The organism is Agrobacterium sp. DSM 25558 (assembly GCF_900100825.1).
Taxonomy (GTDB): domain Bacteria; phylum Pseudomonadota; class Alphaproteobacteria; order Rhizobiales; family Rhizobiaceae; genus Agrobacterium.
The window spans coordinates 83,487-102,193 of sequence record NZ_FMUD01000020.1 but is presented as its reverse complement, the minus strand read 5'-3'; the positions used below and the strand labels follow the sequence as shown (position 1 = coordinate 102,193).

General features: G+C 56.4%; 19 protein-coding genes. 4 read left to right on the top strand and 15 right to left on the bottom strand.

The window, feature by feature from the left end:
• Positions 1 to 247, top strand: a 247-nt coding sequence (locus DSM25558_RS17390; protein WP_143240147.1) for a transposase, incomplete at its 5' end; no start/stop codon positions are given.
• Positions 248 to 714: 467 nt separating this feature from the next.
• Here the strand turns inward: DSM25558_RS17390 and DSM25558_RS17380 are convergent.
• The 6 genes from DSM25558_RS17380 to DSM25558_RS17355 all read right to left on the bottom strand — a co-directional run bounded on the left by DSM25558_RS17380 (position 715) and on the right by DSM25558_RS17355 (position 6,892).
• The gene (locus DSM25558_RS17380; protein WP_077105957.1) at positions 715 to 1,785 is read right to left on the bottom strand and encodes an ABC transporter ATP-binding protein; all 1,071 of its coding nucleotides are present in this window, start codon (positions 1,783 to 1,785) and stop codon (positions 715 to 717) included.
• Positions 1,782 to 2,609, bottom strand: a complete 828-nt coding sequence (locus DSM25558_RS17375; RefSeq protein ID WP_077105956.1) for a carbohydrate ABC transporter permease — start codon at positions 2,607 to 2,609, stop codon at positions 1,782 to 1,784. Before DSM25558_RS17375 ends, DSM25558_RS17380 begins: the two co-directional genes overlap by 4 nt.
• Positions 2,606 to 3,508 carry a carbohydrate ABC transporter permease gene (locus DSM25558_RS17370; protein WP_077105955.1) on the bottom strand — a complete coding sequence of 301 codons (903 nt, stop codon included), beginning with the start codon at positions 3,506 to 3,508 and terminating at the stop codon, positions 2,606 to 2,608. Before DSM25558_RS17370 ends, DSM25558_RS17375 begins: the two co-directional genes overlap by 4 nt.
• Positions 3,509 to 3,626: 118 nt before the next feature.
• Positions 3,627 to 4,862: an ABC transporter substrate-binding protein gene (locus DSM25558_RS17365; RefSeq protein WP_077105954.1), complete on the bottom strand. Its 1,236-nt coding sequence runs from the start codon at positions 4,860 to 4,862 to the stop codon at positions 3,627 to 3,629.
• Positions 4,863 to 4,940: 78 nt separating this feature from the next.
• Positions 4,941 to 5,807, bottom strand: a complete 867-nt coding sequence (locus DSM25558_RS17360) for a sugar phosphate isomerase/epimerase family protein (RefSeq protein WP_371480135.1) — start codon at positions 5,805 to 5,807, stop codon at positions 4,941 to 4,943.
• Between the two features lie 50 nt (positions 5,808 to 5,857).
• Positions 5,858 to 6,892, bottom strand: coding sequence for a Gfo/Idh/MocA family protein (locus tag DSM25558_RS17355; RefSeq protein ID WP_077105952.1), 1,035 nt, complete (start codon positions 6,890 to 6,892; stop codon positions 5,858 to 5,860).
• Positions 6,893 to 7,024: 132 nt separating this feature from the next.
• Here DSM25558_RS17355 and DSM25558_RS17350 point away from each other — a divergent pair, with 132 nt between their 5' ends.
• Entirely contained in the window at positions 7,025 to 8,041 is a 1,017-nt protein-coding gene (locus tag DSM25558_RS17350) for a LacI family DNA-binding transcriptional regulator (RefSeq protein ID WP_077105951.1), read from the top strand.
• A gap of 75 nt (positions 8,042 to 8,116) precedes the next feature.
• Here the strand turns inward: DSM25558_RS17350 and DSM25558_RS17345 are convergent, their stop codons facing one another.
• The 4 genes from DSM25558_RS17345 to DSM25558_RS17330 all read right to left on the bottom strand — a co-directional run bounded on the left by DSM25558_RS17345 (position 8,117) and on the right by DSM25558_RS17330 (position 10,872).
• Entirely contained in the window at positions 8,117 to 8,632 is a 516-nt protein-coding gene (locus DSM25558_RS17345) for a DUF992 domain-containing protein (RefSeq protein ID WP_077105950.1), read from the bottom strand.
• Positions 8,629 to 8,970, bottom strand: coding sequence for a BON domain-containing protein (locus tag DSM25558_RS17340; RefSeq protein ID WP_077105949.1), 342 nt, complete (start codon positions 8,968 to 8,970; stop codon positions 8,629 to 8,631). The genes DSM25558_RS17345 and DSM25558_RS17340 overlap by 4 nt, the downstream gene beginning before the upstream one ends.
• Before the next feature lie 63 nt (positions 8,971 to 9,033).
• The gene (locus DSM25558_RS17335) at positions 9,034 to 9,213 is read right to left on the bottom strand and encodes a CsbD family protein (protein WP_077105948.1); all 180 of its coding nucleotides are present in this window, start codon (positions 9,211 to 9,213) and stop codon (positions 9,034 to 9,036) included.
• A gap of 162 nt (positions 9,214 to 9,375) precedes the next feature.
• Positions 9,376 to 10,872 (bottom strand): helix-turn-helix transcriptional regulator, encoded by a 1,497-nt coding sequence (locus DSM25558_RS17330; protein WP_077105947.1) that lies wholly within the window; start codon positions 10,870 to 10,872, stop codon positions 9,376 to 9,378.
• Positions 10,873 to 10,972: 100 nt separating this feature from the next.
• On the opposite strand from DSM25558_RS17330, the gene DSM25558_RS17325 reads away from it, so the two are divergent.
• On the top strand, positions 10,973 to 11,740 hold the full coding sequence (locus tag DSM25558_RS17325; protein ID WP_077105946.1) for an EAL domain-containing protein: 768 nt from the start codon (positions 10,973 to 10,975) through the stop codon (positions 11,738 to 11,740).
• A 36-nt stretch (positions 11,741 to 11,776) separates the two neighbouring features.
• Here DSM25558_RS17325 and DSM25558_RS17320 read toward each other — a convergent pair whose 3' ends face one another.
• From DSM25558_RS17320 to DSM25558_RS17300, 5 genes are all read right to left on the bottom strand, one after another.
• Entirely contained in the window at positions 11,777 to 12,697 is a 921-nt protein-coding gene (locus tag DSM25558_RS17320; protein WP_077105945.1) for an SMP-30/gluconolactonase/LRE family protein, read from the bottom strand.
• 29 nt (positions 12,698 to 12,726) lie between these two features.
• Positions 12,727 to 13,674 carry an ABC transporter permease gene (locus DSM25558_RS17315; RefSeq protein WP_077105944.1) on the bottom strand — a complete coding sequence of 316 codons (948 nt, stop codon included), beginning with the start codon at positions 13,672 to 13,674 and terminating at the stop codon, positions 12,727 to 12,729.
• On the bottom strand, positions 13,671 to 14,612 hold the full coding sequence (locus tag DSM25558_RS17310; protein ID WP_077105943.1) for an ABC transporter permease: 942 nt from the start codon (positions 14,610 to 14,612) through the stop codon (positions 13,671 to 13,673). Before DSM25558_RS17310 ends, DSM25558_RS17315 begins: the two co-directional genes overlap by 4 nt.
• The gene (locus tag DSM25558_RS17305; RefSeq protein ID WP_077105942.1) at positions 14,609 to 16,072 is read right to left on the bottom strand and encodes a sugar ABC transporter ATP-binding protein; all 1,464 of its coding nucleotides are present in this window, start codon (positions 16,070 to 16,072) and stop codon (positions 14,609 to 14,611) included. Before DSM25558_RS17305 ends, DSM25558_RS17310 begins: the two co-directional genes overlap by 4 nt.
• A gap of 101 nt (positions 16,073 to 16,173) precedes the next feature.
• Positions 16,174 to 17,190, bottom strand: a complete 1,017-nt coding sequence (locus DSM25558_RS17300) for an ABC transporter substrate-binding protein (protein WP_077105941.1) — start codon at positions 17,188 to 17,190, stop codon at positions 16,174 to 16,176.
• Between the two features lie 293 nt (positions 17,191 to 17,483).
• Here DSM25558_RS17300 and DSM25558_RS17295 point away from each other — a divergent pair, with 293 nt between their 5' ends.
• Positions 17,484 to 18,707, top strand: a complete 1,224-nt coding sequence (locus tag DSM25558_RS17295; protein ID WP_077105940.1) for a GAF domain-containing sensor histidine kinase — start codon at positions 17,484 to 17,486, stop codon at positions 18,705 to 18,707.

Below are 18,707 nucleotides of genomic sequence, written 5' to 3'. Positions count from 1 at the left end.
GGGCTATGACGCCGACTGGTTTCGCGCTGCCTTAGCCGAGCGCAAGATCGACGCCTGCATCCCTTCAAGGTCCAACCGGAAAGTGCCCGTCCCGCACGATCCTGTTCTCTACAGGAAACGCCACAAAATCGAGAACATGTTCGGCAAGCTAAAGGACTGGAGGCGCATCCACACACGTTACGATCGCTGCGCACATACCTTCTTCTCAAGCATTTGCATCGCCGCCGCTGTTATCTTCTGGCTCTGATTTTATGAGTCCTGAGCCTAGAGAACTAGGCAAAAACTACTTCAACTGGTGTAGAAGTTTTTCGATATGCTCGGAATCTGGCAGAACAGGTGGGTGGTCAAGTTTTGCGCGCATGCGATATGCGGGACTGGTGGAATACCAGCTAATGAGCGCCGACGCGATTTCTACGGCCTTGACGTCAGTTTTGTCGACACCGTTTTCCTCGCACCATGCGGTATGAAACCGATCGATCTCTTCAAGATCATCTGACGATAACGGGGTCGGAGCGTCGTATATTGGATTCAAATCCATCTTACACCGTATCTGTGCAGTTCTCGGCATTGATCTGACAACAGTTTGGGCGCGGTTTTGTTCCAATGCCTGTGCAGGCGTAGCGCTTGCTTTCTTTCGGTGACGTTCATTCAGCCTAACAGTGAGGACGGCCTCTCTTTGGCGAAAACGAGTGCATTTCGCTTGGCACGCTTTCGTCATTCAATCCGCATGCCCGTATCGGCATCGAACAGGTGAATATGCTCCTGCGCAAAATCCAGGCCGATGGTTTGCCCGCCACTTATCGGAACGCGTCCGTTTACCACCACCACACATTCAGGTGTCGATGCCGTGGTGACGTAGCTCGTGGAGCCAGTCGATTCCACTAGCGCCACCGGTACCTTCAGCGCACCATCATTGCTTTCAGCAATTGTCAGATGCTCGGGTCTCAAGCCCACCACAAGTTTGCGGTTGGCGGGAATGGCACGCTCCAGACTGACGGTCTGTGGCTGGCCAAGGTCGAGAATGAGGCTTTTACCATCTGGCCCCGCCGTTGCCGGAATGAAGTTCATGGCGGGCGAACCGATAAAGCCTGCAACGAACCGGTTCACGGGTCGGTCGTAGAGCTCGAGAGGCTGTCCCTGCTGCTCGATCACGCCCTGGCGCATGACAACAACATGGTCGGCCATCGTCATCGCTTCGATCTGGTCATGCGTGACATAGACCGATGTCGCGCCAAGCCTGTCATGAAGCGCTCTGATTTCCTTACGCATATGGACGCGCAAGGCGGCATCCAGGTTGGACAAGGGCTCGTCGAACAGGAAGGCTTTGGGGTTGCGGATAATGGCACGGCTCATCGCGACGCGTTGGCGCTGTCCGCCGGACAACTCCCGTGGATAGCGATGCAAGAGGTCTGACAGGCCGGTAATGGCCGCCACATCCTCTGCCGCTTTTCTGGCTTCTGCCTTTTTGGTCCCGCGAATGCGCAAGCTGTAGGTCAGATTTTCCTCGACCGTCATGTGCGGGTAGAGCGCGTAGGACTGAAACACCATGGCCAGGTCGCGCTTTCGCGGCGGCACGTTGTTCATGCGCTCGCCGGCGATCACAAGATCACCCGCCGAAATCGACTCCAGTCCGGCGAGCGAGCGCAGCAGCGTAGACTTGCCGCAGCCGGATGGCCCGACGAGCGCGACGAAGGCACCTTTGCGGATGGTGAGGTCGATGTCTTTCAGCGCGTGATAGGCACCGTAATATTTGTTGACGCCTGACAATTCGATTTGGTTGGTCACTTGAGAGCTCCCGATGTGAGGCCGGAAACGATGCGGCGCTGCAATAGGACGAAAATGGCAAGGATCGGGGTCACATACATGGTGGCATAGGCCATGATGTTGTTCCATTCGCTGGTGTTTGGACCCATGAAGGAGTTGAGGCCGACGCTTGCGGGCTGCAACTCGACATTCTGGATCATCGATTTGGAATAGACGAACTCTCCGAATGCCTGCATGAAGATGAGGATGGCGCTGACGAGAATGCCATTGCGGGCAAGCGGCAGCACGATGTTGAAGAAAGCGCCGATGCGGGAATTGCCATCGACCAGCGCCGCCTCCTCAAGCTCCATCGGCACGGCCATGAAGGTGGCTCGAACCAGCACAACGAAGAAGGGCATGCTCTTTGCCGCAATCGCCAGAATGACGGCAAAGCGCGGATAGTCCAGCAAGCCGATCTGCGAAAAGCCGACGAAGATTGGCGTGATCATCAGGGATGCCGGAAGAACCTGTAGCATCAATATGAGGAACAGCCCGATGTCCACCCAGTTATTGCGGTAACGCGCCAGAACATAGGCGCAGCCGGTGCCGAGAACGGCGATCAGCGCCACAGAGCCGAAGGCGATCAGTGTCGAGTTCCAGAGATAGCGGCCCATGTTCCGGCTTTCCCAGACATAGACGAACGTGTTCCACTGTGCTGTCGATGGCCAGAAGCTTGGCGGGCTGGCAAACATTTCGGAGCCGGTTTTCAGCGCCGTGATGTACATCCAGTAAAGAGGAAAGAGATAGATCGCTGCCATGAAGATGGCGATAGCGAGCATCATGCGATTTCGAGAGGTTTCAGTCATCCGCGCACCTCATGACGTGTCGAGCGCACATAGACGATTGCTGCAAACATCACGAACACGGTCATAATGACCGAGATCGTCGCGCCTTTGCCAAAGTCATATTGCCGGAAGGAAAGATCCCAGGCCCAATATTGTGCGACGTTGGATGAGTTGTTTGGCCCGCCATCGGTAATGGCGGCGAAGAGATCGAACTGTTGCAGGGTAAAGATCAAGCCGAGCGAAATGATCGCGCCTATCGTGGAGCGCATCATCGGCAATGTGATCGTCCAGAACCGCTGCCAGGCATTGGCACCATCAAGCTCTGCCGCCTCATAAAGGTCGCCGGGAATGGACGATAATCCAACCGATAGCAGGATCATATTGAAGGAAGTGCCGAGCCATATATTGGCCAACACAACGGCCCAAAGGGAGAAATTCGGGTCGGAGCGCCAGAATATATTGCTGTCGATCAGGCCGCTTTCGCGCAGGAGGAAATTCAGCACGCCGAAATCACCTGACAGTATCCAGTTCCAGATAGCGCCGACCACCAGACCGGGCATAACCCAGGACACCAGAAACAGGCCGCGTAGCCAGGACGAGCCCGGAAAGTTTATCCAGAAAAACAGCGCAAGGCCAAAGCCGACAAGAAACTGCCCGGCTATGGAGCCGACGACGAATATGACGGTGTTGTAGAGAATTGGCAGGGTTTCAGGCTGCTTGAAGAGGTCGATGTAATTCTTGAAGCCCACGAATGGCCGGATGATGCTTCCCAGACTGAACATGTCCACTTCCTGAAAGCTCATCAGAATATTGTAGAGCAAGGGCAGACCGGCCAGGATGAACAGAAACGCAAAGGGCACGCCGACCAGACCGATGTCGAAGCCACGTCCATCCGTGATGCTGGAGATAATCCTTTTCATGGAAGCCTCATGTGCGCCGGTGGAGAACTGCCCGACACCGAAGTGTCAAGCAGTTCTCTCCGGGAGGAAAAGGTGGATGGCACGCGTGCCATCGGTTTCTTGAAGCAAGTGCGAGAGCCTAGCCGTCGATCAGCTTGATCTTCTCGGCAGCCTGATCGAGCGCAGCCTTTGGCTCCATCTGGCCGGTCAATGCCGCTTGGATGGCATCCTGAATGGCCTTGGAAATCTTCGGCCATTCCGGCGATGGGCCGCGTGGCTTGGCGTATTTCAGCTGCTCCACGAAGGTCTTCAGCGCTGAATCCTTCAGCGCATTGCCGGTTGGCGGGATCGGCACGTCGGAACGGGCGGGGATCTGGCCGAAATCCTTGTACATTGTCACATCCTTGGAGGCGAAGAACTCAAGCGCCTTGAAGGCCTCTTCGGGATGTTTGGTATTGGAGAAAATCGCCCAGTTGTAATCGCCCATGGCGGACGAACGTTCGGCCCCTTGTTGTGGCACCGGCAGCAACGCTGTTCCCCAGTCGAACTTGGCGTCCGTCAACATGCGGTCGATTTCCCAGGGGCCGGAAATGGCCATAGCGGCATTGCCCGCATTGAATGTTGCGGTCGCATCCCACTGGCTGCGCGTCAACGTATCAGGCGATGCCATCTTTCCATCAAGCAATTGCTTCCAGATTGTCAGCGCGCGGACAGCACCATCGCTGTTGATGGACTTGTATGTGGCTCCACCCATTTGTGCCCAGGGCAGGAACTGGAACGTGCCTTCCTCATTGGCCTTGGCCGAGAAGGTAATGCCGTAGACGTTCTTGGATGGATCCGTCAGCTTCTTTGCTGTTTCCAGTAACTCATCCCAGGTCTGCGGTGGCTTTTCCGGGTCCAGACCAGCAGCCTTGAACAGATCCTTGTTGTAATAGAGCGCAATCGTATTGGTGGCTTTCGGCACGCCGTAATATTTTCCGTCCCACGTAGCGGAGGCGAGGGGACCGGGGAAATAATTCTCTGGCTTGATAACCGTAGACTTGGCGATCATGTCCGTCAGGTCGACGAAGGCTTTTCTCGATGCGAACATGGCGTGATTGGGATTGTCGATGGTGATGATGTCAGGCGCGTTGCCGGTCGAATAGGCGCGCATGGCCTCGCTTACCACATCATCGAACTGTATCTGGCGATACTCGATCTGGATGCCGTTTTTCTGCGCGTTGAATTCCTTGATGAGATTGGGCGCAGGCTGAATGTCGCGGTCAAGCGACCATAGTGTTAGCTTGACGTCCTCTGCCTGCGCGTTCAGTCCAAACAATGAAACGCTGGTGACAAGCGCCGTTGCCACAGCAATCGTGTATTTGCGGATACCCATAGTCTCCTCCTTTGTGGTTATCCAGAATTCTCATGTATCGCGGCTGGACCTCCTCCACACCGCTATGTCGCCTTCAAATTATACCGGATCGACGACGAAACTGCCGCCACGGGCTTGCTTCAAGTGGTTGAGGCCGTGGACCTGCCCGGTCATTTCCAACGCATCCCGGTAGACCGGATCATGCCAGCCTTCGATGTCGATCGAGCCGGACCAGCCCGCCAGACGCAACTCGGAAATAATGTCCGTCCAGTTGCTGTCACCAAAGCCAGGTGTGCGCATGAACACGAAGGGATGCTTGCCGAAAATGCCGTGTTCGCGAATAACGTCCCAGCGAATGGTCGCATCCTTGCCGTGAACGTGGAAGATTTTCGAAGCCCATTTGCGGATTTGTGGCAGAGGGTCGATCAGATAGACCATCTGGTGGCAGGGTTCCCATTCGAGACCGATGTTGTCGTCTGGTGTCTCGTTGAAGATGAGTTCCCAGGCGTCGGGATTGTGGGCAATGTTCCAGTCGCCCGTCGCCCAGTTGCCGTCCATTGCACAGTTCTCGAAGGCGATCTTCACGCCCTTGTCCGCCGCGCGTTTGGCAAGTTCGCTCCACACCTGCTTGTAACGCGGCAGGCTGTCAGTCAGCGGCTTGTTGCGGATGCGACCGGTGAAACCGGCAACGCAGGTTGCGCCGAAATGGTGCGCGTTGTCGATGCAATCCTTCCAGCCTTGCAAGGTCTGAAGGTCCATATCGGTTTCTTCCAGCGGATTGCCGAACATGCCGATGGTCGAGATCGTGATGTCGCGATCGCCGATGGAATCGCGGCAACGCTTGCCGAGATCAGCGATGTCCTGACCATTGGTCGTCTGCCAGAAAAACGGCTCGAAACTCTCAAATCCCATATCAGCGATCTGCGCGATACGCTCCGCAGCCTGTCCTTTGGTGGCGCTGACCATGGTGCCGATGCGAATGGATTGTCCTTGTAGATTGCTCACTGTCGTTGTCCTTATGCTGCAATATCGACGGGTTGGCCCGACTTGGCGCTTACAATCGCACCAAGGACCATCGCCAGGCTTTTGATGTTGTCATGACTGACCGTCTCGGGTTCGCGTCCCGTGCTGACAGCATCGAGGAAATCGGCAATGACGCTGGCGTGGCCATGGGTTTCCTCATCGTTATCAAGCGGCGGGACATCGACGGGTGTGAAACCGTGGAGAAGGCCGAGCTCGTTTCCTGCGACGGCGGCCTTGAAGGTCTCCTCACCATCCCACGTCAGCATGCCCTTCGAACCGACAATCCGCCATGCGCTTTCCCAGCTTGTGCGTTCACCCTCGGCACACCAGGACCCGCGATAGGTAAAGACGACATCGTCGGACAAGCGGAATATGGCATTGGCCGCCGCGCCGTGAGCGTACCACGAACCCGCCGGATTGGTTTCGACGCAATAGACCGATAGCGGTGACTTGCCCGAAACGAAACGTGCGGCATCGAAGGTATGAATGGCCATATCGAGAAGCAGGACATTGTCCATTTTCTCCCGAAAACCACCAAAGTGTGGGCCAAGAAAGAAATCGCAGTGGATGCCGGTCACTTGGCCGATAACGCTGCTCTCCACCAAACGGTGCATACGGCGCACGCCTGCAATGAACCGTCTGTTTTGAACAACGGCGTGAATGCGGCCCGCATCCTCGGCGGCACGGCGCAAATCTTCTGCTTCTTCCATAGACGTCGCCATCGGCTTCTCGCTCAGCACGTGGCAACCGTGCGCCAGACCGGTTTTGACAACGGAGTGGCGAGCAACAGGAATAACCACGTCAAAGAGAATATCCGGCTTGGTTTCCGTTAGAACGGTCTCAAGATCCGTGCCGATAACGGCGTTCCGAATATTGAACTCGGCAGCAAGCGCCTCGGCTGTCGCTCGGTCCAGATCGACTAGGCCAACGACCCTGACAGCCTCTTGCATTTGTGGTGTGGCCTGCAACGCTCGGAGCCAGCCTTTGGCCATAGCTCCGCATCCACACAAAACGGCATTGTATGTCACTGAAATCCTCCTCCTACGGCAACCGAAACTCCTCTTCCGGTTTTCCGTAAACGTTTACGACACTATGGACAGCAGCCCATTTTTGTCAATACTGTTTGCGAAATCGCTTTAAGAGCCGTGGAAAGGCACTTCATGAAAGGCATTCGCCAACTGGCAGAATATCTTGATATTTCTATTGGTACGGTTTCACGTGCCCTAAATGGAAAGACTGATGTCAATGAAGAAACCCGACGCCGTGTTCTCGAAGCGGCCGACAGATTGGGCTATGTTGCCAACCAATCGGGACGTTCCTTGCGCAAAGGCACGACTGGCGTCATCGGTTTCATGATGCAGACCGGCCCGGAAATCACCGGCCAGGGTGACACGTTCTTCATGAGTGTCTTTGACGGCGTGCAGACGGTGTTCGCGCGACATAAGCTCGATCTGGTGGCGCTGCTCTGTTCATCCGACGAGGACCCGGACGCTTATCTCCAGCGTGTCGTGGCACGCGGCTTTGCCGACGCCATCATTCTCTCTGCCACCCGTCTTCACGACGCAAGGTTTCAGCTGCTCGCCCGCCACGATATCCCTTTCATAACTTTGGGACGAAGCCAGACTGATGTCGGCCAACCCTGGATCGATCTGGATTTCGAGGGCATGGCGGAAGTCGCCATTGAGCGATTGGTGAAGAGCGGCCACCGGCACATTGGCCTGATCTGGCCACATGGCGATCTCAATCTCGGTCATCTGTTCGTCGAGCGTGCTCGTGACGTTCTTGGCAAGCACGGGCTGGCTCTCGCAGATAATCATATCTTCCGCGCCAAGCCGAGTGAAACGGGGGGCTATGGTGTTGCGCAGCAGATCATGGCTTGTGACGTCCGCCCAACCGCCGTCGTCCTCGTCAACGAGACGCTGGTGACCGGGCTTTATCGTGGCTTGGAGGAGGTTGGGCTGATACCCGGAAAGGACATCGCCATCATCGGCAGGCAGAGCTCGCAGGCGCAGTTCCTACAGCCAAGCCTCACCTGCTTCAGCTTGTCTCTGCGCGATCTCGGCATCAACCTTGCAGAAAGTCTGCTTTCGATCATGCCAGACTATCAGTCGCATTATCCCGACGCGATCAAACGCAAGATTTGGCCAATGGAACTGATTGAGGGGAAAAGTGGCTGAGTGAATGCGATATCCCGGAGGTAGTATTATGGACACGCATGGCACGGTATGTGCCATGCGTGTCCATCGTTGTACTTACCTTGCTGTGCGCAGCTGCAGGCGCGATACGCCAGCTGCTACATTCAGCCCAAGGCCAGCCTCGGCACTTAGTGGCTGCAAACCGAAGTTCTTGTTGTTGCCTCCAACGAGTGCGTTGGCTCCAAGGCCGACGCCAACCGAAGCGCGGGCAGATGCACCGACATAGGTGCCTGCAAGGCTGCCCTGACCGATTGTTGTCGGTTCGGTGTTGACGACGATCCAGCTGAGATAGGACTTTCCGGTGACGCCGACGTCAAGGCCGAGCTTGCCGATTGTGCCGGTGTAGCGTTCCACCTTACCGGTGCGCTGCTTGAACTGGCAGTCAACCGCGCGGCTGGAGCCGACCAGAAGGCCGATGCCGCCTGCGACTTCGCACGACAGTGTGCCAAGGCGCTGCTTCGGCTGTGAGACCACCTTTTCAGCAGGCTTGCGGTTGTGATGCATGCTGGCAGCAGAAGCGGCAGAAGTCATGGCCATTGCGCCAGCAAGCGCGAGGATGAGTGTCTTTTTCATTTTGTCTCTCTTTTCATGTGAATAATTTTGCCGGATGTCTTTCGATCCTTTTTGAGGTCTAAGGCGGGCGGTATGGGTGGGGTCAGGCAAGTCTCGCGCACATCGATGTCGCTGAAGACGGGCCTTGATGAGACGTCGGCGGCAATCCCTATCGCCTTGTCCACGGCGGCGTTGCATGATGCTTTGCCGGTGAGTGTGACGATACCAAAGGATACCTCAACGTCGATCTGACAATCTTCTAGACCGTGTGCGTAGGCCAATAACGATTTGATCGCGGCACTGGTTGCACACTGGCCAGAAGATGGTGCTGATGGCGCTGAGACGACGGGAAAAAACATGGCGGGATTGCCTCCTATGATCCGACCTGCCAGCGGTGGCAGGCCGGATTGGTGGATTAACGCTTACTTCAGCGCGCCCTTGACGGCATCGACGCCCTTGCCAACGGTGCCCTGCACTTCGCCAGCGAGTTTTTCGCCCCGGCCCTCGGCTTCCAGCTTCTTGTTGCCCGTCAGCTTTCCGGCTGCCTGCTTGATCGTGCCCTTCAGTTCCTTGGCGGCACCTTCGATACGGTTCTTATCCATGATGTATCCTTCCTAAGACTGTGTTCTTAATCATCCGGCGTCGGTGGGAGCCAACGCCATGCCACAGGAGATACAGCCGCAAACCAAGCTTTTGCAGAGCGGGAAGTACTATTCGAATTGGTAGAAAATGACCTTTTTTACCGAATTCTGTCTAATTTTAGATTATTTTTTAGTCTTGGCCTTGGCTTCCGTCACTCCGGTGAAGCCTCGCTCGCGCGCCCAGATCACTGCCGCAGCGCGCCGGTTAACGCCGATCTTGCCGTAAAGGGACGCGATGTGATTGCGGATGGTGTTCTTGGAAAGATGCAGCGTCTCTCCCATCTCAGCGTCACTTTGTCCGTTGCAGATAAGGCCCAAAATTTCCCGCTCTCGGTCACTCAGTTCCATCAATTGCGCCGTGGGTGCCGCCGTTGACTGGTGTTTGAGTGTTGCCAGGCGATCGACGATGGAACGGCTGAACCACGACGTGTCGGCCATTACACTCTCGATGGCTTCTACCAATTGCGCTTCGCTACGCCTGCGTTCGGTCACATCCTGAAGCGCCCAGATGACGCATTGCTCGTCATTGATTTCAACCCGTTCGGCGGAAACAAGGCAATCGGCCATGCCGCCATCCTTCTGACGCATGCGCAGGGTTTCGTTGCGAACGAAAATATTGTCGCGCAGCTTTTCCTCCAGAGCACGGCGTGCAGCGACGTCTTCCCACAGGCGAAGATCGCTTGCCGTGCGGCCGGTAATCTCGGTCGCGCTGTAACCGGAGACTTGCAGAAACGCATCGTTGACTTCGGTAAAGACGAAGTCGTCCAACCTAGAAACGGCAGCAGGTGCTGGTGAAAGCTTGAAGGATTTGGAAAAGCGTTCCTCGCTCTGGCGCAGGGCATTTTGCGCTTTTCGCCGGGCATCGAGATCGGCGAAAGTGAAGAGCATACAAGGCTCTTCGACCACAGAGATCGGTTCGCCGGCCACGATGACCAGTCGGTCGCCGCCATCCGGTAGCGGCACCAGCGCTTCGCGATGGCGGATAACCCGGCCTTCCACCAGCTTGGTCAGTGCATCCTCGCCGGTGTCGCAGTTCGAAAACAGACCGATCGCCTCCACGGTCTTGCCAACCACGTCTTCCTTGGAAAACCCCGTCATCTCAAGGAAACCCTCATTGACACGGATGAAACGGTGGTCATCCAAGCGGCAGATGAGGCCCGGCGCAGGGTTGGCATTGAACGAGCGCTCGAACCTCTCCTCGGCTTCAAAACGCGGCGTCTCGTCTCGCAGGATCAGTGCCAAAACGTCTGGCTTGTCGGTGCCGTCGGAAATAATCATGCTGCGTACGGTGTGCACCCAAACCAGATCGAGATCGTTTGCAGGCGAGATTTCCACCGTCACGTCGTCTATCGTCTCACCGGACAGCAAACGCTCAAGCGGGTACTGGCCTTCTTCCAGAAGATGGTTGTTGCGGTAGCGTAGCGTGAACCGTCGGCGGTACTCCTTGGCATCCGCCCCCAGCGCTTCGATTCGATCGACGCGGTGCATTCCGAGCGCTGATTCATTGGCCCAGGCGATATCACCAGTCGGCTCCAGAAAGATGATTCCGTCGCTCAAGCCCCCAATCAATTCCTGAAGACTGCCTCGGTTGATCCTGGGGAGCTTGGGAGCGTCGTTCATGTCACCTCAGAAAGGTTGTGATTGAAGATCTTACATCAATACAAGTTTAATCCCTTATAATCTAATGTTCGGAAAAACAACGGACAGAGAGAGTTTACCAATGGCGACACAATGCGATGGTTGCCGCGATGGCGCGGCGTTCAATGTGCCATTTTCAATGGCGTTTCAGCCCATTGTCGATATCACGACCGGCGCTGTGTTTGCACATGAGGCATTGGTGCGTGGGCCGAATGGCGAAGGAGCCGGTTCGGTTCTGGGGCAGGTGAGGGATGACAATCGCTACGCCTTTGATCAGCAATGTCGAGTCAAGGCGATTGAACTGGCTTCCAGCCTCTACGACCCGGCTGACAATGTGAAACTCTCGATCAACTTCATGCCGAACGCCGTCTATGAGCCACGGGCCTGCATTCGCCTGACACTCGCAACCGCCATGAAAACCGGATTTCCGCTGGATCGCATCATCTTCGAGTTCACGGAAAACGAAGTGCTCGATACCAAGCATGTGCTTCATATCTTGAGAACATACCGGGATATGGGGTTCAAGACCGCAATCGACGACTTTGGCGCGGGTCATTCGGGATTAGGCCTTCTCACCCATTTTCAGCCTGATATCGTCAAGCTCGACATGGACATGATCCGCGGCATCGATACCGATCCTGTTCGGCGCACGATCGTCAAACACACGTTGAATATGCTGGAGGATTTGTCAATTGTGCCGTTATGTGAAGGTGTTGAGACGGTTGATGAGCTCGCAGCTTTAAAAGACCTCGGCGTATCCCTCATTCAAGGCTATGTGCTGGCAAAGCCAAGCTTTGAAACTTTGACAGTCACTGTTGCGCCGACAACGCTTCTTCCCCAAGTCGCGTGAGTTGGCGTTCCGCTGCTCGTAGCGTGATAGCGTCGCTCACGGATACTGCGCACCCGTGGCTGCCACATAAATCGAGTAGAGCGACTTCGTCGCCGTGATGAACAGCCTGTTCTTACGTGGGCCGCCAAAGGTGAGATTTGCCACGGTCTGCGGAATCTTGATCTTGCCCAGCAACGTGCCCTCGGGTGAGAAGCAGTGCACGCCGTCCCCTGCACTTGTCCAGAGATTACCCGCGACATCCAGACGAAAACCATCCGGCAGGCCATTGTCCAGAGCGCAGAATTCCCGCCCGCCCGTGAGACGCTTGTCATCGACAACATCGAAAACGCGGATATGGCGTGGACGGGTAATATCGTGACTGGATGAGGAATCGGCGATGTAAAGTTTGGTTTCATCGGGTGAGAAGGCAAGTCCGTTGGGTTGGCCGAAATCATCGACCATGATCTCGATTTCACCTGTCGAAGGATCAAGCCGGTAAACGTTGCGCGTTTGCTGTTCGGGTTCGGATTTGTATCCCTCATAATCGGAAAGGATGCCGTAGGTCGGATCGGTGAACCAGACGCTACCATCGGAACGGACGATGACATCATTGGGCGAATTCAGCCGCTTTCCGCGATAGCTATCCGCGAGCACGGTGATTGAACCATCCACCTCCGTGCGTGTCACGCGCCGTGTGCCATGTTCGCAGGAAACTAGCCTGCCCTGCCGGTCGCGCGTGTGGCCATTCGCGAAATTGGAGGGCTGGCGAAACACCGAAACGCCGTCTTCCGGCACCCAACGTAATATCCGCTGATTGGGAATATCGCTCCACAACAGGCAGTTGAGATCGGAAAACCACACGGGACCTTCGGCCCAGCGGCAGCCGGAATGCAGCTCTTCAAGCTCGGCATTGCCGACAATGAACTGGCGGAAACGTTCGTCGCGAATGTCGTAAAGCGATGATGTGTCTGTCGGCATGGGTCTATTCCGAAAATGAGGGTTCGCGTTCAGCGCAGCTTTTTGGGGCCGCTTGCCAGAAGAATGACGGAGATGATGATGAGGCCGGTAAGAATGAGGCGGATGCCTGCACCGAAACCGTAGGTGTTGAGCATAGAAACAACGAGGAACATGAAGAGCGATGCGCCCCAAATGCCGGGCACGTTGGAATCACCACCCGCAACAGCCGTTCCGCCGATAACAACCACTGCAATCGACATCAGCAGATATTCCGCGCCCATATTGAGAGCGGCACCACCGGAGAAGCTGGCCAGTAGATAACCGGCTATGGCGGCCAAGACGGCGCACAGGACATAGGTGATGAACCGCGTGCCATCCACAGGGATGCCGGTCATTCTGGCTGCGAAAGTGCTCTGGCCGATGGCGGATATCCAACGTCCGTAAAAGCTGCGGTCGAGAAGAACCCATGCGATTGCTGAGAGAAGGAGTGCGACCAGCGCGACGTTGGGAATGCCGAAGGTGCTGGAAATGGCGAAATCGGCCAGCATTTGCGGCGGTTTGACGCGCAGGCCACGGTTGGTCCAAATGGCTGTGGATTGCACGATGAAGCTCATCGATAAGGTTGCGATGATGGGCGGAATGCGCAGGAGCTTGATGAGCGCATAGTTGCCGATGCCGACCGCCACACCGATACCGATGGCGACCAGCAGGCCCGGTAGGATAAGATGATCCGACACATCCATGAATTTCAGCGCAATGGTGCCAGACAGCGTCATGGTGGCGGGGACGCACAGGTCGATATTGCCAGGCCCAAGCGTGATAACGAACATCTGGCCGATGCCAACGATGACGGAGAAGGCCGCGAATGTCAGTGCCGCATGCGAAAGGCCAAAGGAACTGGCACCACCGGTGAACAGGACAGTGATGATCCATACCGAAATGGTGGCGACAAATGACCATATCCACGGTTTCTTCGAAAATCTCTGCAAGGCACTCATTGGTTTTTCTCCCGCTTTTCGAGGCGGTTCAGGAGCAGGCGAAGGCCAAGCACGACGATCAAGATCGCGCCCTGCGCGCCAATTTGCCAATCCGGCGAAATGCGCATGAAGGATAGGAAGGAGCCGGCAAGCGTCAGCGTCAAAGCACCGATGACGGCACCGATCGGCGATACGCGACCGCCGACGAACTCTCCACCGCCAAGAATGACGCCGGCAATCGACAGCAATGTGTAACGCAATGCGATATTGGCGTCGGCAGAGGTCGTCAGGCCGACCAGCGCAATACCTGCCAATACCGCGAAGAAACCGGCAAGAGCAAAGGTGGCGGCGCGAATGCCGATGACGGACCAGCCGGAACGCTCAACGGACCGGAAGTTGCCGCCCACACCGCGCATCAGCACGCCAAAAGAAGAGCGCATGACGACGTAATGCGCGACCGCTGCAATCACGATGCTGGCGACGATGGCCATGGGAATGAAAGGAGGCTTGGCGATCATGATGGCGCGGATCCAGCCCGGAGCTTCACCGCCCGGTGATGGCAGCAGCAAAACCGCAAAGCCGCCCCAGACGAAGCTCATGCCAAGGGTGACGACGATGGACGGCAGCGCCCGGATGTGAATGATCGCCCCCATCGCGGCATAAACTGCAATCGCGGCCGCGAAAATGAGAATTCCGACCAGCGGCGAACTTTGCAGGAAGGTCGCGGTGACGCAGGCGCAGAAACTGACGAAGGTTCCCATGGACAGATCAAGATCGTTGACTGACATGATCAGCATCTGGGCAATGGTGGCGAGTGCAATGGGAACGGCCAGATTGAACAGCAGGTTGAGGCCCGTATAACCCATGGCGCGGGGCTGCATGTAGAAGACCGCAATCAACAGAACCGCAAGCGAAGCTGCCGGAATGATGAGGCGCAGGGTGTTTGACGATAGCTTCATGTGCGCGCGTCTCCGGAAAAAGATGCAGCAAGCACTGCCTGTTCGTTGATCTGATCGCCGGTGAGTTCGGCCTGGATGATACCATCGCGAAAAACATAGACGCGGTCGCACAGGCTGATTTCATCCATTTCGGTCGAGTACCAGATGAAGGTGCGGCCACTGGCGGCTTCGGTGCGCAGAATTTCGTAGACCTCCTGTTTGGTGCCGATATCGACCCCGCGCATGGGATCATCCATCAGGACGGTACTGGCAGTCGTTGCCAACGCCCGGGCAAACAGCACCTTCTGCTGGTTACCGCCGGAGAGAGACAGGATCTTGTTGCCGAGATCGGGCGTGCGGATTTCGATGCGTTTCTTCCAGCTGGCACCGAGTTCGTCTTCTTTGGCGCGATCCACGAGACCCGCCGGCGAAAAGTCGCGCAGCGACGCGATGCTGAGGTTTTTCAAGATGCTCCACAGCGGGAATGTTCCGTTGAGACTTCGGTCACCGGCAACGAAGGCGATATCCTTATGCCGGGTTGGAAACCAGGCGCTGTTTCGTGAAAGATAGAGGTCAAGCAGCGCTTCGGTCTGTCCGTGGCCACCCAGACCTGCAAGCCCTATGATCTCGCCGCGATGTGCTTCGAAGGATAATCCTTTGCCTTTACGAGACGGCATGGAAAGAACTTTGGCCCCGGTCTTGCGCTCCAATGAACGCTTGCCACCTTGTTCTTTCACCACGCTTCCCATGGCTTCGACGAGGGTTTTGTTGGTGAATTCCGCTGCCAGACGGTTGGCCACCACCTTGCCGTCCTTCATGACAACTACGCGGGTGGCTGTGGACAGGATTTCACCGAGAATATGGGAAATCAGCAGCACCGCGCCACCTTTGCGCACAAAGCGGCGCACATAATCCATCAACTGTTCGGCAAGACCCGCATCCAGCGAGGATGTCGGCTCATCCAGAATGACGAGTTTCGGCTCTTCACCGACACCGGCAAAGTTGATGGCAATTTCCACCATCTGCCGTTCGGCGATAGACAAATCTGAAATGGTTACGTCGCAATCGATGCCGTGGCCGGGAAATATCTCGTCCAGCTTGGCCGCGATCAAAGTCAACGCACGGCCGCGCCAATTGCTGCCCATCATGTCGGTGTGCATGATGCGGACGTTTTCGTTGATCGTCAGGTTGGGACACAGTGACAGCTCCTGAAAGACGCAACGCACGCCGCTGGCACGCGCTGCCGCAATGCCATAGGTGCTGGGCTTTCCGCCATAGGAAACGGACCCTTCATGGGGTGTCAGGCCACCATTGATGACGTTGACGATGGTGGATTTTCCCGCACCATTGTGTCCGACAAGGCCAAGGCATTCGCCGGAGCGGATGACGAGATCGGCACCATCCAGAGCCTTGACGGCACCAAACACCACCTTCACGCCGCGCGCTGCGACAACTTCCTGTGTGGATATCACTTCGTTCATGAGCAGTTACGCCAATTTTGCGGCCTTGCGCCACGGCTTCACATCCATCGCAGCGCCGTTGAACGGCACTGCGATGTCATGGTGTTGTGCAGGCTCGACGCTTACTTGGCGGCGGCGATGACCTTCTGTGCATCTTCGAGGCTGTATTCGACGTTTGCGACGCCACCCTTCTGGGTGTTCTTGAGGCTGTCCTCAAGATTGGCCTGATCGATGCGAAGGAAAGGAACGGTGAGGTCCTTCTTCACATCCTTACCATCCAGAATCTGCTGTGCGACCCAGAAAGCGAGCGTGGAAACGCCGGGTGCGATGGAAACCGACATGGTTTCATAACCGCTGGCATCCTTCTGCTGCTTCCACCACTGCAACTCGTCTTCACGGTTGCCCATGACGATGGTCGGTGTTGGGCGCTTGGCTGCTGCAAATGCCTGTGCCGCGCCATAGCCGTCACCGCCCTGCGTCACGACCGCGGCGACTTCAGGCAGGCTTGGCAAGATACCAGCAACAGCGCGTTGGGCGACATCTTGCGCCCAATCGCCATTCACCGAACCGACGATCTTGAACTGCGTGTTCTTGGCAACGCCAGCCGCAATACCTGCGTGGATTTCGTCATCGACGTACACACCGGCGAGGCCGCGAATTTCAAGCAGATTGCCGCCCTTAGGTATTTTCTTGGCGAGGTAATCGATCTGGCTTTCGCCCATGGCCTTGAAATCGACCGCGATGCGCCATGCGCAAGGTTCGGTGACGGTGCCGTCGAAGGATACGACGGTAATGCCCGCGTCGCATGCTTCCTTGATGGCACCGTTCAGTGCGGTTGGTGAAGCAGCATTGATGACGATGGCATCATAGCCCTGGAGAATGAGGTTTTGAATCTGGGCAGCCTGTTCAGTTGCCTGATTTTCCGCTGTTGTGAACGGGTCTGCAGCGGCAACGGTGCCAGCCTTGACGGCGTCCTTGGTGATCTTGTCCCAGCTCGTCAACATGGCCTGACGCCATGAATTGCCTGCGTAATTGTTTGAAAGCGCAATTTTTTTGGCGGATGTATCCGCATGTGCAGTCATCGGTAACGTCGCACACGCGACAGCGACCGATGCCAGAAGCATCTTCCTGATAGCCATTGATTTTTCCTCCCTAGTGGCCCACCCGTCTCCGGGTAAAGGAACCTTTGCCGCGTCTCCTCGACGTTCAGCCCAGTTTCCCGTTGCACTGAGGCTCCTTTCCCCAGTACTAATTAAGCATGAACGGGAAAGTCGTTGCTGTATAGGCTATTCCGAGCAATCTGTTTGCGGGTTCCAGCAGAATTTATGCGGGTTTCCGCAGGACGCAGCCGCTGCTACGGCGCAAGATACGCAAGTCTGACGCCGACAACGAATGTCAGTCTTATTGCAGACGCTTGGGAGGGCGTCCGCCGATGCTCGACACACCAAGATCCTCGCTTTTTCACCACTATATGGGCATTTCGAGACTGCTGGCTGGTCAGCTGGAATTCAATTCCATCATCCAGGCTGTGGCCACCGAAATCACCCACATCATCCCGCATGACCATCTGGATGTCTGCATCAAGCTCATCGATGGAAAATATCATATTGCCTATGAAAGCGGGATGGATAGCGCCTGGAGCCAGCAGCCGCCTGCGCTTTTAACCGGAAGCCCCATCCGCTCGCTTCTGGCGGGAGAGGTTGATTTCTTGTTGAGCGGCGATGCGTGCTCCGATCCGCGATTTCATTTCGAAGGCTCGTTCTCCAGCCCCATCATTGAACTTAGCCTGCACAGCCGTCTGCATGTTCCCATGAAGGTCCATGGCGATATCATCGGCGCGCTCAGTTGCTCGTCGCTGGAAGCCGATGCCTACACCATGGAGGATGTGGCCAACGCGCGTGCTGTGGCTGATCTGCTGGCACCCTATTTTTTTGCCATTCGCGCCGCCGATCAGGCCAAGCGATCCGCCATCGTTGAGGCCGAGGCCCATGCCCGCGAAGAGGGGCTACGGCTGGGTGCCTTGAAACTCACCCAGGTACTGGAGGCAGAGCGCCAGCGCATCGGCATGGATTTACACGACCAGACGCTTGCCGATCTGACCCGACTGGCGCGGCGCATGGAGCGGATGACGCATATTTCCGATCTCTCCGGCGAGATGCTGGAGCCACTGGTGCGCAGCCTTCAGCATTCCATGCAGGACTTGCGGCAGATCATCGAGGAGGCAAAGCCCTCGATCCTTCAACTGTTCGGGGTTGTTCAGGCGATCGAGAACGATCTGGACCGCTCGGTGCGCGACAGCGGCCTTGCCATCGACTGGTCCGTGATCGATGAAACGGATGGCCGGGTGGAAGCGCTGGAGCAGACGGTGGCGACGTCGGTTTTCCGCATCGTGCAGGAAGCCGTCAACAATGCGATCCGCCACGGACAGCCGCAGAATATCACGGTCACGATACGCCATATCGACAGTCATCTGCGCATCGTCGTCAGTGATGACGGGAGCGGGTGCGGCAAGCACACCTCCATGCACGGCCATGGCATAGGAAATATGAAGACCCGTGCACGATTGATTTCCGCCCGCTTTGAAATGGGGCACAACCGAACCGGTCCTGGGACGTTTGTTAGCATCACTTTGGCCGATAGCACGCAGATATTCTAG